Here is a 15,558-nt window from a genome sequence, read left to right as displayed (position 1 = left end):
CTTATTGCGCCTGGATTCTGAGTTCTGCACTGGAACGGCTGGTGTGACCCAGCAGCGATTTCACGTCGCTGGACTTGGGTTTGATCAGCCTGAACTTGGGCACATAGGAGTCGAAGTTGGCCAGGATCTCCTCGGCGCGCGAGCTGCCGGTCTCATTGAGGTGCGCCGTGATGATGCCGCGCAGGTGCTCCTGATGGATGGCGAGATCCGCCACGTCCAGCAGTTCCACCAGCTCGGGGTTGGTGCGCTTGGCGAAGTTGCCGCACTCGTCGAGCACGTAGGCAAAGCCGCCGGTCATGCCCGCCGCGAAGTTGACACCGGTCTGACCGAGCACGGTGACGATGCCGCCGGTCATGTATTCACAACCGTTGTCGCCAATTCCCTCGACCACCGCCAGGGCGCCGGAGTTGCGCACCGCGAAACGCTCGCCGGCAGTGCCTGCGGCGTAGAGTTTGCCGCCGGTGGCGCCGTAGAGGCAGGTGTTGCCGATGATGGCCGCTTCATGGGATTTGAACGCCACGCCGACATGGGGCTTGATCACCAGCTTGCCGCCGGTCATCCCCTTGCCCACATAGTCGTTGGCGTCCCCGGTGAGGATCATCTCGAGGCCACCTGCGTTCCAGACGCCGAAGCTCTGGCCTGCGGTGCCGTTGAAGTGCACCTTGACCGGATCCGCCGCCATTCCCTGATTGCCGTGACGTTTGACGATCTCGCCCGAGAGACGCGCCCCCACCGAGCGGTCGGTGTTGCGAATGTCGTAGCGGAACTCGCCGCCGCTTGAGGTTTCCACCGCTTCCAGCAGATCTTCCACCATTTTCAGGTTGAGCGGCCCCTTGTCGAAGGTGGGATTGTGCTGCTGGCTGAACAGGCTGGAGCCTGCCGGCGCAACCGGACGGGCCAGAATGCCAGAGAGATTCAGCTTGGCCTGACGGGCGGTGAGGCCGGGCAGGGCTTCCAGCAGATCGGTACGGCCAATCAGGTCGGTCAACTGGGTGACGCCGAGCTGAGCCATCAGTTCGCGGGTCTCCTCGGCGATGAACTTGAAGTAGTTCATCACCATCTCCGGCAGGCCGGTGAAGTGCTCGCGACGCAGCTTCTCATCCTGAGTGGCAACGCCGGTGGCGCAGTTGTTCAGGTGGCAAATACGCAGGTATTTGCAACCGAGCGCCACCATGGGGCCGGTGCCAAAGCCGAAGCTCTCGGCGCCGAGGATGGCCGCCTTGATGATGTCGAGGCCGGTTTTGAGACCACCATCCACCTGCAGCCGCACCTTATGGCGCAGACCGTTGGCGACCAGCGCCTGTTGGGTCTCGGCCAGACCCAGCTCCCACGGGGAGCCGGCATATTTGACCGAGGTGAGGGGGCTCGCGCCAGTGCCACCGTCATAACCGGAGATGGTGATGAAGTCGGCATAGGCCTTGGCCACGCCGCAGGCAATGGTGCCAACGCCGGGTTCGGAGACCAGTTTCACCGACACCAGACAGCTCGGGTTGATCTGCTTGATATCGAAGATGAGCTGGGCCAGATCCTCGATGGAGTAAATGTCGTGATGCGGCGGCGGTGAAATCAGGGTCACGCCGGGCACGGAATAACGCAGCTGGGCGATCTGGGCGGTGACCTTGTCACCGGGCAGCTGGCCACCTTCGCCGGGCTTGGCACCCTGAGCCACCTTGATTTGCACCACATCGGCGTTCATCAGGTAGTGGGGGGTGACACCGAATCGGCCGGAAGCCACCTGCTTGATGCGGGAGTTCTTCTCGGTACCGAAACGCTTGGGATCTTCGCCACCTTCGCCGGAGTTGCTCTGACCGCCGAGGCGGTTCATGGCGACAGCCAGTGCCTCGTGGGCCTCAGGACCGAGGGCGCCGATGGACATGGCGGCGGAGTCGAAGCGGGGGAACAGCTTGTCGGCCGGCTCAACCTGATCCAGCGCGACCGGATTGTCGACTTTCTTCAGCGCCAGCAGATCGCGCAGGGTGGCAACCGGGCGCTCGTTCACCAGACGGGCGTACTCTTTGTAATCGGCATAGTTGCCGGAGCGCACCGCGGTTTGCAGGGTCTGCACCACATCCGGGTTGTAGGTGTGGTACTCGCCGCCGTGGACGAACTTGAGCAGGCCGCCGTGGGGGAGGGGCTTGCGCACCAGCCATGCTTGACGGGCCAGATTGTGCTGATCCTGCTGGATGTCGGCAAAATCGGCACCCTGAATACGGCTCGATACGCCGCGGAAGCAGGTATCGACCACCGACTTGGCCAGGCCCACCGCTTCGAACAGCTGGGAGCAGCGGTAGCTGGCGACCGTGCTGATGCCCATCTTGGACATCACCTTGTAGAGCCCCTTGTTGATGCCGTTGCGATAGTTGACCATCGCCTGGCGCAGGGACATGGTGAGCACGCCCTCTTCAACCTGTTTGGCCAGGGTTTCGTAGGCGAGATAGGGGTAGATGGCGGTCGCGCCAAAGCCCAGCAGCACCGAGAAGTGGTGCGGGTCACGGCAGCTTGCAGTTTCCACCAGAATGTTGGCGTCGCAGCGCAGGTTGTTGTCCACCAGGGTGCGCTGCACTGCACCCACCGCCATGGCGGCCGGGATCGGCAGGGTGTCGGCGCTGATATCGCGATCCGACAGCACCAGCAGCACGGTGCCACTCTTGGCTGCGGCTTTGGCCTCATCGCAGATGCGCACGATGGCTGCTTCCAGCCCCTCTTCTGGCTTGAAGTTGAGGCTGATCACCTGATGACGGTAGTACTCACCTTCCAGTGCCAGCAGCTGGTGGAAGTCGGAGTAGAGCAGGATCGGTGACTGGAACAGCACCCGGTGGGCGTGGCCGAAGGTCTCGTTGAAGACGTTCTGCTCGCGACCGATACAGGTGGCCAGCGACATGACGTGGTTCTCACGCAGCGGATCGATGGGCGGGTTGGTCACCTGGGCAAACATCTGGCGGAAGTAGTCATAAAGGGTGCGCGGACCGGAGGAGAGCACCGCCATCGGGGTGTCATCCCCCATGGAGCCGACCGCTTCCTGACCGTTCTCACCCAGTACCCGGATGATCTGATCCAGCTCCTCGAAGGAGTAGCCAAACAGCTTCTGATAGGTTTTCAGCTGGTCGTCGGAGAACTCGCGGCTACCGGTCTGGCTGTCGTCCATCTGCTCGAAGGGGACCAGTCGGCGGCAATGTTTATCCATCCATTGTTTGTAGGTGTGGCGGTTTTTGAGATCGTCATCGATCTCGAAGCTGGTCCACACCTTGCCGTTGCTGGTATCCACCACGAACAGCTCGCCCGGGCCGACCCGGCCCTTCTCCAGCACTTCGTCCGGGGTGTAGTCCCAGGTGCCGACCTCGGAGGCGAGGGTGATGAACTTGTCCTTGGTGATGACGTAGCGGGCCGGACGCAGACCGTTGCGATCAAGTGCGCAGGTGGCGTAGCGACCGTCGGTCATAACGATACCGGCCGGGCCGTCCCACGGCTCCATGTGCATGGAGTTGAAGTCGTAGAAGGCGCGCAGGTCGTCATCCATGTTCGGGTGCTTTTGCCATGCAGGCGGGATCAACAGGCGCATGGCGCGGAACAGGTCCATGCCACCGGCGAGGAAGAGATCCAGCATGTTGTCGAGACTGGAGGAATCCGACCCCGTGGTGTTGACGAAGGGGGCCGCTTCCTGCAAATCGGGAATGAGCGGCGTCGCAAACTTGTAACTGCGTGCCTTGGCCCACTGGCGGTTGCCGGCGATGGTGTTGATCTCGCCGTTGTGGGCCAGATAGCGGAACGGCTGGGCCAGCGGCCAGCGCGGGCTGGTATTGGTGGAGAAGCGCTGGTGGAAGACGCAAATGGCCGCCTGCATGCGGATGTCGGCGAGATCCTGATAGAAGCGCGGCAAGTCCACCGGCATGCACAGTCCTTTATAGACGGTGACCAGGTTGGACAGGCTGACCACATAGAAGTAGTCATCGTTGACACGCTTTTCGATGCGGCGACGCACGATATAGAGGCGGCGCTCGAGATCCTTGTCGACCCAGCCGGGCGGGGCGTTGACAAAGACCTGTTCAATGCTGGGCAGGGAGGCTTTGGCAATGGAACCGAGCACGTTGGTATCGACAGGCACCTTACGCCAGCCGACCAGACTCAGGGTCTCTTTTTCCAGCTCTTCGTCGATGATGTCGCGGGTCTGCTGGGCCAATACGGGGTCAGGGTTGAGAAACAGCATGCCGACCGCATAGTTGCGGCCAAGGTGCCATCCCTTCTCCTCGGCGACAGCTCTGAAGAAGCTGTCCGGTTTTTGCAGCAGCAGACCGCAACCATCGCCGGTCTTGCCATCGGCGGAGATCCCGCCGCGGTGCTGCATGCGAGCCAATGCTGACATCGCGAGACGGACAAGCTTGTGGCTGGCTTCCCCTTCCATGTGGGCCAACAGGCCGAAGCCACAGTTATCCCTCTCCAGCTTTGGATCATATAGTGACATTGCATTTCTCCCTTGCTCGGCCTTGTATCGCACAGTCATCACCTGACTGCATAAATTGCGATTGGCTCTTGTGGTTCCGTCTGCCTGACGTGGCGAATCTCCAAACTAATGGGATTTTCTGGCGAGGTCAATCGCAGGTCAGGTTTGTCTTCATGGTTACATTCGCATAACAAAATGTCGGGTTAGGGGGATTGGCTCGCAGTTATGGAGTGTTTATTCTGTGTAGTTTGATTTTGTTGGTTAAATATATCGCCATTGACGGGCTCAATGGTGCGCTCGGCGATGATGGGCGAATGTAGTAATTTTACCAACCCGATGTGGCCGACAGCGGAAGGGATCACATTTTCAATATCCCATGCTTGCAATTGTGTGCTGTCGGGTCTCTTTGAATTTTTCATTGTTCAACAGTGGGTTATCAGGTCTCATTTTCATATGGATGTTTACTGTTTGAATCATCAAAGAACTGTAAAAATCCTTTTTTTGCGCTTTTTCTCTATATTTATTCAAAATTGGTCGGGTATTTATATGTTTTACCCCCTCCGCTAGCTTGATCCAGCTCAGCCCCTGTTTTGCGCAAGCTCGTACAATGGCGCTCCTTTAGCGGAGGTGTCATGCAGTTACACGAACTCGTCAATACATTCGGTCAGGATCTCAAGCAGCGTCACGGTCAGAAGATCCACAAACTCTCCATCCACGGGGCCTTCACCTGCCCGAACCGTGACGGCACCCTGGGCCGTGGTGGCTGCACCTTCTGCAACGTTTCCTCTTTTGCCGACGAGTCGGCCCAACAACTCTCAGTGGTGCAACAACTGCTGGCTCGCCGGGACGAAGTCACCCGTGCCAAGCGCTATCTTGCCTATTTTCAGGCCTATACCAGCACCTATGCCGAGGTCGAATATCTGCAGCGGATGTATGAAGAGGCGCTGTCGGTGAGCGATATGGTGGGGCTCTGTGTGGGCACTCGCCCCGATTGCGTGCCGGATGCGGTGCTGGATCTGCTGGCGGGCTATCAGGCTCGGGGTTACGAGGTGTGGCTGGAGCTCGGGCTGCAAAGTGCCAATGACAAGACCCTGCAACGGATCAACCGCGGCCACGGTTATGCCGCCTATGAGGATGCGGTAAGACGTGCCCATCAGCGCGGCATCAAGGTATGTGCTCATCTGATCGTCGGCCTGCCGGGCGAAGTGCCGATGGACAGCCTCGATACCCTGCATCGTATCGTTGAGACCGGTGTTGAGGGGATCAAGTTGCATCCGCTTCATGTGGTAGAGGGCAGTACTCTTGGCAAAGCGTGGCAGGCGGGGCGCCTTGAGGTATTGACGCTGGAGCAGTATGTGGAAGCCGCTGTCGCCATGATCCAGCACACACCACCCGAGGTGGTGTATCACCGGATTTCGGCATCGGCGCGCCGCCCAACCCTGCTTGCTCCCGCCTGGTGCGAGAATCGCTGGACTGCGATGGCGGACATTGCACGAGCACTCTCCTTGAGTGGCCCTCAGGGTCATGCACTGGGAAGACCCTTCATACTTCCTGACCTATAATTGAGTTCGTAATTATTATTTTCACGTAAAACATAGGGTTATATAAAAAGTTCATACCATAAACTATAGTTTTGGTACCTGCAGGTTGATATAGTGATGCGCCACAATAAATGCCATTATCAATTAACACCTCCATTTACCTGAGGGAGGCGTCGGCATGATGCTCACAGGCTGGTTTTACCAATCATCATGCAAGGAAAATTGGTGGTGAGTGTCACGATGTATCCGGATAGGTTTATTCCCTGATCAGGCTCATCTGTGGGAGGGGGCTCGTTTTTAGAGTCGCTATAGCAGGAAAATATGAGTGATACCCCTCTCGTATCGACCTTATTAATGCAGTGACGGGATGCTATGCAAGCAGAAACAAGTCGTATCGATGAGTTATTGGAGTGTCTGGTCTTCTTGACCCGCTTTTATGGTGTGCCCAACAGCCAGGATGCCCTGACGACCGGGTTGCCACTGGTCTCCGGACGACTGACGACAGCACTCTTTTGTCGTGCTGCCGAGCGGGGCGGGCTATCTGCCCGTGAAGTGATCCAGCCGCTTGATCAGATCTCTCCCTTGCTGCTGCCCTGCGTATTGCAGATGCGTAACGGTGGCGCCTGTATTTTGCTGGAGTGGAACGAAGATCGCAGCCAGGGGAAAGTGATTTTCCCGCAGGCAGGTGATGCCGCCCAATGGCTGACTGCTGCCCAGCTGGGTGATGAGTATTTGGGGCGTCTCTTTTACGTTAAGAAGCAGTTCAAATTTGACGAGCGCTCTCCCAAGGTGCTGGAGACCCGTGATGGCCACTGGTTCTGGAGCACTTTGTTTGAATCTCGCGGAATCTATCGCGATGTGCTGATCGCCTCCATTCTGATCAACCTGTTTGCCATCGCCAGCCCCCTCTTTACCATGAACGTCTATGACAAGATTGTGCCCAATCTGGCATTTGATTCGCTCTGGGTGCTGGCGGTCGGGGCCATGGTGGTCTTTACCTTCGATTTTGTGATGCGGCAGTTGCGCAGTTACTTTATCGATATCGCTGGCAAAAAGTCTGATGTGCTGCTGTCCGCCAAGATTTTCGCCAAGGTGATGGGCATGCGGATGGAGTCTCGTCCCGCTTCCACCGGCGCTTTCGCCAAACATCTGCAGGAATTTGAATCGGTGCGGGAGTTTTTCACTTCCGCGACGGTTTCTACTCTTATCGATCTGCCTTTTGCCGTCTTCTTCCTTTTTATTATCTGGATGTTTGCCGGTGTGATGGTGGTGGTCCCCATCGTCGCCATGCTGATCCTGATCGCCTACAGCTTCTATATTCAAGAGCCGCTCAAAAAGTCCATCGAAGAGGGTTCCCGGCTGGCCTCTCAGAAAAATGCCAACCTGATCGAAAGTATTTCCGGGCTGGAAACGGTCAAAATTTTTGGCGCCGAGAGTCTGTTCCAGCACCGTTGGGAGCAGGCTGTTTCCCATATTTCCACCTGGGGTGTACAAACACGGCGAATTACCAACTCCATGTCGTCACTGGCCAGTTATATCCAGCAGGTGGTGACGGTCGGTCTGGTGATTGTCGGTGTTTACCAGATCTCCGAAGGCTTAGTCACCATGGGGGGGATGATTGCTGCCGTGATGCTCTCCAGCCGTGCCATTGCGCCCATGGTGCAACTCTCAGTGTTGTCGACCCGTTATAACCAGGCCAAGTCTGCACTGGATATTCTGGAAAAAATCATGCAAACCCCGGGTGAGCAGGAGGAGGGCAAGCAATATATCCATCATCCGGTGATTGCCGGTCGAATTGAATTCGAAAATGTTTCGTTCAAATATCCAGGAATGGAAACCAGCACCCTGCACCATATCAATTTGCGTATTCAGCCGGGTGAAAAGGTGGCAATTATCGGCCGGATTGGGGCGGGTAAAACGACCCTCGAGAAGTTGTTGATGGGGCTGTATCGGCCGACTGACGGTTCGGTCCGGATCGATGGTTTCGAAATAGACCAGTTGCCTCCCTCGGTGATTCGTCGCAATATCGGTTGTGTTCCCCAAGATGTCATTCTCTTTTTTGGTTCGGTGCGAGACAACATCATGCTGGGTAATCCGCTGGTGGATGACGTGAGAGTCTTGCGTGCTGCCAAGCGGGCGGGCGTCACCAATTTTACCAACCGTGATCCCAACGGATTGGATCGGCAGATAGGTGAGGGTGGCCGTCAGCTTTCCGGTGGCCAGCGTCAGTCGATCCTGCTGGCACGCGCCCTGCTCAATGATCCCCCCATTCTGGTGATGGATGAGCCTACCTCCAACATGGACAACCAGTCCGAGATGCAGGTCAAACAGGAGCTCGCCAGACTGGGCCCGGAAACCACCTTGATCCTCATCACCCACAAGACCTCAATGCTGGATGTGGCCTCGCGAGTTATCGTCATCGAGCAGGGACAGATTGTGGCAGATGGTCCCAAAGAGGTGGTGTTGCAGCAGTTGAAGGAAGGCAAGGTGCGCGTGCAGGAGGTGTCCCATGGTTAAGGGGCTCATGAACTGGTTAAAACGCAGCAAAAATGCGCCTTCCGGTGATGTATTGCCGGCACCCGAGCATCTGGAGTTTGTCGATGACGGCGCGGCAGCTGTGTTGCTTACTACCCCAACCGGTGCCCGCATCCTGTTATGGTGCTGTTTCCTCTTTTTCATGAGTGCCATCGTCTGGGCTGCCTGGGCCGAGCTGGATGAAGTCACCGTGGGTCAGGGCAAGGTGATCCCATCCCGCCAACTACAGGTGATCCAGAATCTGGAAGGGGGGATAGTCAAAGAGATCTTCGTCAAAGAGGGGGATATCGTCGAGAAGGGACAGCCGCTGCTGCGCATCGATGACACCCGTTTCCGCTCCGATTTTCGAGAGCGTGAGCAGGAGCTGGTCACTCTGAAAGGAGATATTGCACGGTTACGGGCCGAAATGGCCAGTGTTGAGGTTAAAAATGATCCCGCACTGGGGTGGCGTGAACAGGTAGTGGTGGGAGAAGCGCCAATTCAGTTCCCGGATGGCTATGAAACCGTCTTTCCCGAATATGCCAACCGTGAACGCTCGGTACAACGGGATCGCCTTAATAACCTGAAGAACCAGCTCTATATTCTTGGTCAACAGATCGAGCAGAAAGAGCAGGAACTGATTGAACTGAATGCCAAAATTCGCACAGTAAATCGCAGTGTGGATCTGGCCAGACAAGAGCTCAATATTAGCCGTCCACTGGCAAAAGAGGGTATAGTGCCTCAAGTGGAGCTAATTAAGCTGGAGCGGCAGGTCAACGAGATGCAGGGGGAGCTGGAGAGCAACCGTCTGCTGATACCAAAACTCAATTCGGTGTTGCGTGAGACTATTTCCAAGCGCAATGACATAGCGCTGAAATTCCGTGCTGACTCCCAGACGGAACTGAATGAGAAGCAGGGGCGACTTGGCCAGTTGTCAGAAGGGCAGGTTGGCTTGCGAGATAGGGTTGATCGGACCAGCGTGATTGCTCCGCTCAAGGGCACCATCAAGAAACTCAAGATCAACACTCTGGGCGGCGTGGTGCAGCCCGGCATGGATTTGATGGAGATAGTGCCGCTGGAGGACACCTTGTTGGTTGAAGCCAAGGTGTCGCCGAAAGATATCGCCTTCCTGCGACCGGGGCTGGATGCCATCGTCAAGATCACTGCCTACGACTTTACAATCTATGGAGGATTGCATGGCAAGGTTGAACAGATAAGTGCGGACTCGATCCAGGATGAGGAGGGGAACTCCTTTTATCTGGTTCGGGTGCGTACCGAGAAGAGTTACTTGGGCGATGAGCTTAACGCACTTCCCATCATCCCCGGTATGTTAGCCAGTGCTGATATCATTACTGGTAAAAAAAGTGTCCTAGACTATTTACTTAAGCCGATTTTACGGGCTAAGCAGTCGGCACTGAGAGAACGATAAGCCAACAATCTAAAAACAAAACATGACTGGAGATAACATGAAAAAAACGATTGTTGCCATGCTGGTCAGTGGCATCACCCTGATCCCTAGTTTGGGTCAGGCCCAGACTCTGGAAGAGTCGGTGGCACAGACACTCGCTACGCATCCCAAGATCAAGGAAGCGTTTGATCTCTACCAGGCACGCCTCTATCAGCATGATGGCGCCAAGGGTGGCTATTATCCAACGATCGATCTGCGTGGCGGCGTAGGCTATGAAAAGACTGACAGCCCTTCTACCCGGGCTGCTGGTTCAAACAGCAATATTGATGACTCCATGACTCGCAAAGAGGCTGGGCTCAGTTTGCGGCAGATGTTGTTTGATGGCTTTGATGTCAGCAACAACGTCTCCCGAACTGAAGCTGAAGCCAACGCCCAGCGTCTGGCGATGATCTCCGAAGCAGAGAATACCGCGCTGCGAGTGGCTGAGGTCTACCTCAATATGCTGCGCCAGCAGGAGATCCTGGAACTCTCCAAACAGAACCTGGAAACCCACGAACAGATCCGTAGCGACATTCAGAAACGGACTGATTCAGGGCTTGGTTCTACTGCTGATCAGACCCAGATTGATGGTCGTGTTGCCAGGGCCTACGCCAACCAAGCCGCCGCTGAAAACAACTACCGTGATGCGGAAAGCGAGTTTATTCGGGTGGTTAACGAGGTACCAAAAGATCTCGTTCAACCGGTACCTAATGCCGAGTTGGTCCCGGCTAGTCTCGATACTGCCCTGAAAACGGCGACAGAAGTTCACCCGACCCTGCTCTCATCCCTGCAAGATATTGAAGCGGCCAAGTATCAGCATGAAGGTGCCAAATCCGGTTTCTACCCTAACGTCACTTTTGAAGTGGACCAAAACTGGAATGAGGATATTGATGCCGTTAAAGGTCGCAATGACGATCTGACAGCTATGGTGCGGATGCGTTACAACCTGTTCCGAGGTGGTTCTGACGTAGCCGAGAGCAATGCAACTTCGGCACTGTACTCTCAGGCGAAAGACATTCATCTGAATGCATTTCGTCAGGTAGAAGAGGGAACCCGTTTGGCATGGAATGCGAAAGAGTCGCTGGCCAAACAGAAAACCTTCCTTAAAGAGCATGTGGATGCAAGCTACGATACCGTTCAGGCATACAAGAAGCAGTTTGGCTTGGGTCAGCGAACCTTGCTGGACGTATTGAACACCGAAAACGAATTGTTCGAAGCGCGTCGCAGTTATATCACTGCTGAGTATGATGCATTGCTGGCGGACTATCGCATCCTCAATGCGACTGGAAGTCTGCTCAACGCATTTAGCGTCAAGCAACCCGCTGAATGGCAGCCCAGGCAATAACCGTTTGCCAATGATCCCGCCGGGATGATGATGAACGCCAACATGGTGACTGCAGCTGGCAGTCACCATGTTTGGCTAAAGCAGGTGGTTGCGCGGTTTTTGAGGAGTGCAGAAGCAATCATGCAGCAGGCATATGACGTGACACTCCAGCGTGGTACCGGAGGCAGATGGTATGATCTCCTCAATAAATGGAGATACCGATCTCTACGTACTCTGCGCCACTCCTTATGGATCCTGCTGTTACCCTTCTCACTTTTGCTCTGTGCCAGCCAGCCTCTGCCACAGGAAGACCTCAACTTGATCAAGCGGGCGGAGCAGACCTATGGCGCCAGAGCTGGCAAGCGTGTAACCAGTTGGCGCATGCTGGTGATGGAAACGAAGGGAAAGGCACTGAGCGAGACGAAAAAGCTCGAAAGAGTGAACAACTTTTTTAATCAAATGCGCTTTGTTGATGACATCAAGTTGTGGCGCAAGAAAGATTACTGGGCAACCCCGCTCGAGTTTCTGGGAGCTGCCGGAGGAGATTGCGAAGATTTCAGTATTGCCAAATATTCCACACTACTGGAATTGGGGATCCCGGATGAAAAAATGCGGATGGTTTATGTCAAGGCCCTTGATTACAACCAGTTCCACATGGTGGTGGCATATTATGAGACACCCTCTTCGGTTCCGGTTATTTTGGATAATTTGATAGGCTCTATTCGACCCGCTACCCAACGGCGAGATTTGGTACCTATCTATAGTTTTAACGGTAGTCACTTGTGGTTGATGAAGGCGCGAGGCCAAGGGGAGCTGGCTGGCCAATCATCTCGCTTGGGATTATGGAATGATTTACGCAATCGCATGACATCGGGGCGATTGGCTAGGCCTGTGGTGAATTTGGATGATTAACCTATGACGCTTTATAGACAGTTATTGGCCACCATGTTGCTGTTGTTTGGACTATTGTTTGCAGCTACTTATTGGGTGCAATTCAATTCGACACGAACTTATCTGGCACAACAGCAGGAAACAACGGTAATCAACACCGCTACGTCACTGGGACTGGCATTAACCCCTTATCTTGAAAATGGCGACAAGGTGGGAGCTGAGTCGGTGATTAAGGCCATATTTGATGGTGGTTATTACCGTATGGTTCGTCTTGACCTGCTTGCGTCGAAAGATGTGATTGAAGAAGAAAACAGCAGCCGTATTCAAGGTGTACCTGACTGGTTTATTGAACTTGGCTTGTTTCCGGAAGTATCCAATGAGTCAATTCTGACGTCTGGCTGGCTGCAACTTGGCAAGCTCAAGGTGGTGGGCCACCCAGGACAAGCCTATCACGAACTGTGGGCAGGGATGAGCGAACTGGCGACCTGGTTTGTGATTGGATTTTTGGTAACCACGATCTTGCTTATGCGTGCACTTAATTTCCTGTTAAAACCGCTCAAGCAGATTTGTGAGCAGGCCGTCGAGATTGAATTGCATCATTTTGGGCATACCATTCCAGAGCCCAAGACCTATGAATTGAAGCAGGTTGTACAAGCGATCAACATCTTATCCGGAAAGTTGGCGGTGCAATTCAAAGAGCAGGCCGACGAGGCGGAGAAACTGCGTGAACGAGTTTATGTGGATGCCGTTTCTGGCTTGGGTAATCGAGCCTATTTTGTTGGTCAGGTTAATGCCTGGATTGCAGAATCTGGCCAAGGGGGCATCATGTTGGTTGCGGTAGATATGCTCGATGATATCTACCGTGATGAAGGTTTTGCTGCCCGTGATAATATGGTCAAATCTATAGCACAAATCTTACGCGAACAGCTTAAGGGATGGGATGGTGCAGCTGTGGCGCGGATATCAGCGACCGAATATGCTCTGCTCTGCCCGACAGATGATTTGGGTCAGCTTAAGGAGTTGGCAGAAATTATCAATTCTCGTATTGCTGATCTGGTCGTGAACCCAATGGCGGAGGGTAATCCTCTCTCCGTCATTGGTATTGCAGGCCGTGATGATAATGATGATCTCTCAGTCCTGTTGACTAAAGCGGATAATGCACTCGGCAAGGCGCGTAATGAACGCCGTGGTGCTGTTGTCATGGAAGGGGGAGCCGAGCAGGGGTTGATGGGGCGCTTGGCATGGCGTGATTTGGTTCAGGATGCTATTTCGCATCACCTCTGGCGATTCAAGGCTCAGCCAGCTTGCCGATTTGATAACGGGGCCAGGTTGCATGCCGAGTTGTTTGCATCTATCTCTCGCGATGGCACGGACTATTTTGCCGGTCAGTTTTTGCCTGCCATCGAACAGTTCAAATTGGGGGGCGAGTTTGATCAGGCAATACTTGATGCATGTGTTCCCTTACTGCACAAACAAGCGGATCTAGTGCTGGCAATTAATATAACGGCAGGTTCGCTTTGTTCGGATGAGTTTTTGACCTGGCTGACGCACTATCTGGTCGAACATGGCGAATTGAAAGAACGTCTGTTATTCGAGATACCCGAGGCAGCCATTATGAAGCACAAAGATCATGTGGCCGCTTTGGTAGGCGCATTGCAGGTCCATGGTTTCCAGTGGGGGGTTGACCACTACGGCCGTCACTTCCAGTCACTGGGCTATCTGGAGGAGTTAGCGCCTGCCTATGTCAAGGTGGATCACGGTTATACCAGTCAGGTCATGGAGCCGGGGGCTGACACCTCATTCCTGGCTGCAGTGTGCCGAGCCGCACACAATGCCGGTGTGACCACCATTGCAACCCGCGTCGAAGATCAACATCAAGTGGAACTGCTTTCCAAGTTGCATATCGATGGTTATCAGGGATTTGTGCATCCTGCTTTCCCCTTGTCTTGATTGATATGTGCAGTGTAGAAATGGCCCCGAATGGGGTCATTTTTTATATCAATACAATATATTTTTTGATTTTTTTATTATCAAATTAATATGGGTGTCATTTGGATTCATTTTTATCATTTTGATTTTAATGAAGAAAAACTAACCTTTCGATTTTATTCTCTGTATCGGTTTGAGGGCAGTCAAACCTATAGATTATTGCAACGGAAAAGCACGTTATCTCCCTCTACGGTGTAGACATCAAGATCTGTCACGTTGGAGCAATGGATATGCGTACCCAAATCATCGACAAGTCCGTGGTTGTCTCAGCTATCGAAGGGAATGTGGAGATTGTGCTGGCTGATGGCAGCAGTCGCCCCCTGCAAAAGGGGGAAATACTCCAGCCCGGTGCCAAAGTGACCATAGCGGATGATGCCAAGCTTGTTCTTTCCCCCTATGACGATACACCAGCGCAGAATGTACCCACCGGTTCCGAATTAGCAGAACCGGGACAACCGCAAGGTGGTGCCAGCACGGAGGGCACTCCTTCTGACATTGCTGCATTGCAAGAGTCAATTTTGCAAGGCGTTGACCCGACGCAAAACTTTGAGGCTTCAGCAGCAGGTGGTGCACCTGCTGCCGGTGGTGGCGGTGGTATTGGCGGGGTAGCAGGAGCAAGCGGCAATGGTGGCTTTGTCACCATTGATAGAACCGGTGATGCGACCATTGCCGAGGCCGGTTTTGATACCAATTATCAGGCTGAACCCATTATCAACACTGAGCAAGCGGCTGAACCACTGTTGGAACCGGAGCCACTAACTAATCTCTTGTTGGATGAGAGTGAAGTATTTTCGATGGATGAAGATAACCCTGTCAGTGGTGATCTTTTGGCCAACAGCTCCAACCCGGATGGTCCCTTGGCTCAATCCATCATCAGCTATAGCTGGGGTAGTAATATTGATGTTCCCGCAGGTGTTACATCGACCCTTACTGGCATTGGTACGCTGATCATCAACAGTGATGGCTCTTTCACCTTTACCCCCGCTCCTGACTATTCTGGTGCAGTTCCTACAGTGAGTTATCTGGTCACCGATAGTTCTGATGTTGTTACTTCGACCTTGACACTGATAGTGACGCCACAAGGTGACATCGACTTCAACGTCGAGGCGCTGAATGCGGGTGCGACCGAAACGGATGGCACGGTACAGGTGCTGCTGACCAACACGGTGAGTATCAGCGATGGTGACGGGTCAGAGACCTGGACCAGCCTGGTGTATACCTTCAACAATTTGCCTGCGAATACCACTGCAGTGGGTGGCACCCTGGTGGGTAATGTCCTGACAGTGAACGTGGTGGCGGGGGCATTGCCGCCGGCGTTCGGGCTGGTGTTCCCGGCGGACTATTCGACGGCCGGGGTGTCGGGCAGTGCGAACAACACCGGTGCGCCCATCAGTTACACCGTGGTGGCGACCAC

Annotated in this window: 8 protein-coding genes; 7 read left to right on the top strand and 1 reads right to left on the bottom strand. The window is 54.5% G+C overall.

Going from position 1 to position 15,558, the window contains the following annotated elements:
• Position 1 precedes the first annotated feature (1 nt).
• Entirely contained in the window at positions 2-4,459 is a 4,458-nt protein-coding gene (gltB, locus tag G5253_RS15430) for a glutamate synthase large subunit (RefSeq protein WP_421203687.1), read from the bottom strand.
• Between the two features lie 611 nt (positions 4,460-5,070).
• On the opposite strand from gltB, the gene G5253_RS15425 reads away from it, so the two are divergent.
• The 7 genes from G5253_RS15425 to G5253_RS15395 all read left to right on the top strand — a co-directional run.
• Complete coding sequence (locus tag G5253_RS15425) at positions 5,071-6,000, top strand: TIGR01212 family radical SAM protein (protein ID WP_266135585.1); 930 nt, start codon at positions 5,071-5,073, stop codon at positions 5,998-6,000.
• 351 nt (positions 6,001-6,351) lie between these two features.
• A complete protein-coding gene (locus G5253_RS15420; protein ID WP_266135586.1) occupies positions 6,352-8,496 on the top strand; it encodes a type I secretion system permease/ATPase in 2,145 nt (714 codons plus the stop codon).
• The gene (locus G5253_RS15415) at positions 8,489-9,922 is read left to right on the top strand and encodes an HlyD family type I secretion periplasmic adaptor subunit (protein WP_266135587.1); all 1,434 of its coding nucleotides are present in this window, start codon (positions 8,489-8,491) and stop codon (positions 9,920-9,922) included. Before G5253_RS15420 ends, G5253_RS15415 begins: the two co-directional genes overlap by 8 nt.
• A 37-nt stretch (positions 9,923-9,959) precedes the next feature.
• Positions 9,960-11,285 carry a TolC family outer membrane protein gene (locus tag G5253_RS15410; RefSeq protein ID WP_216953335.1) on the top strand — a complete coding sequence of 442 codons (1,326 nt, stop codon included), beginning with the start codon at positions 9,960-9,962 and terminating at the stop codon, positions 11,283-11,285.
• A 138-nt stretch (positions 11,286-11,423) separates the two neighbouring features.
• Complete coding sequence (locus G5253_RS15405) at positions 11,424-12,176, top strand: transglutaminase-like cysteine peptidase (RefSeq protein ID WP_254204305.1); 753 nt, start codon at positions 11,424-11,426, stop codon at positions 12,174-12,176.
• A gap of 3 nt (positions 12,177-12,179) precedes the next feature.
• A complete protein-coding gene (locus G5253_RS15400; protein WP_266135588.1) occupies positions 12,180-14,105 on the top strand; it encodes an EAL domain-containing protein in 1,926 nt (641 codons plus the stop codon).
• Positions 14,106-14,374: 269 nt separating this feature from the next.
• A partial coding sequence (locus G5253_RS15395) for a retention module-containing protein (RefSeq protein ID WP_421203684.1) occupies positions 14,375-15,558 on the top strand: 1,184 nt, incomplete at its 3' end.

This window comes from Aeromonas sp. 602658 (genome assembly GCF_049173005.1).
Classification (GTDB): Bacteria; Pseudomonadota; Gammaproteobacteria; order Enterobacterales; family Aeromonadaceae; genus Aeromonas; species Aeromonas veronii_A.
This window is presented reverse-complemented; position numbering and strand designations above follow the sequence as displayed.

Coding starts and splice junctions, on each gene's coding strand:
- gltB (WP_421203687.1), bottom strand. CDS start 4,459: ATGTCACTATATGATCCAAAGCTGGAGAGGGATAACTGTGGCTTCGGC.
- G5253_RS15425 (WP_266135585.1), top strand. CDS start 5,071: ATGCAGTTACACGAACTCGTCAATACATTCGGTCAGGATCTCAAGCAG.
- G5253_RS15420 (WP_266135586.1), top strand. CDS start 6,352: ATGCAAGCAGAAACAAGTCGTATCGATGAGTTATTGGAGTGTCTGGTC.
- G5253_RS15415 (WP_266135587.1), top strand. CDS start 8,489: ATGGTTAAGGGGCTCATGAACTGGTTAAAACGCAGCAAAAATGCGCCT.
- G5253_RS15410 (WP_216953335.1), top strand. CDS start 9,960: ATGAAAAAAACGATTGTTGCCATGCTGGTCAGTGGCATCACCCTGATC.
- G5253_RS15400 (WP_266135588.1), top strand. CDS start 12,180: ATGACGCTTTATAGACAGTTATTGGCCACCATGTTGCTGTTGTTTGGA.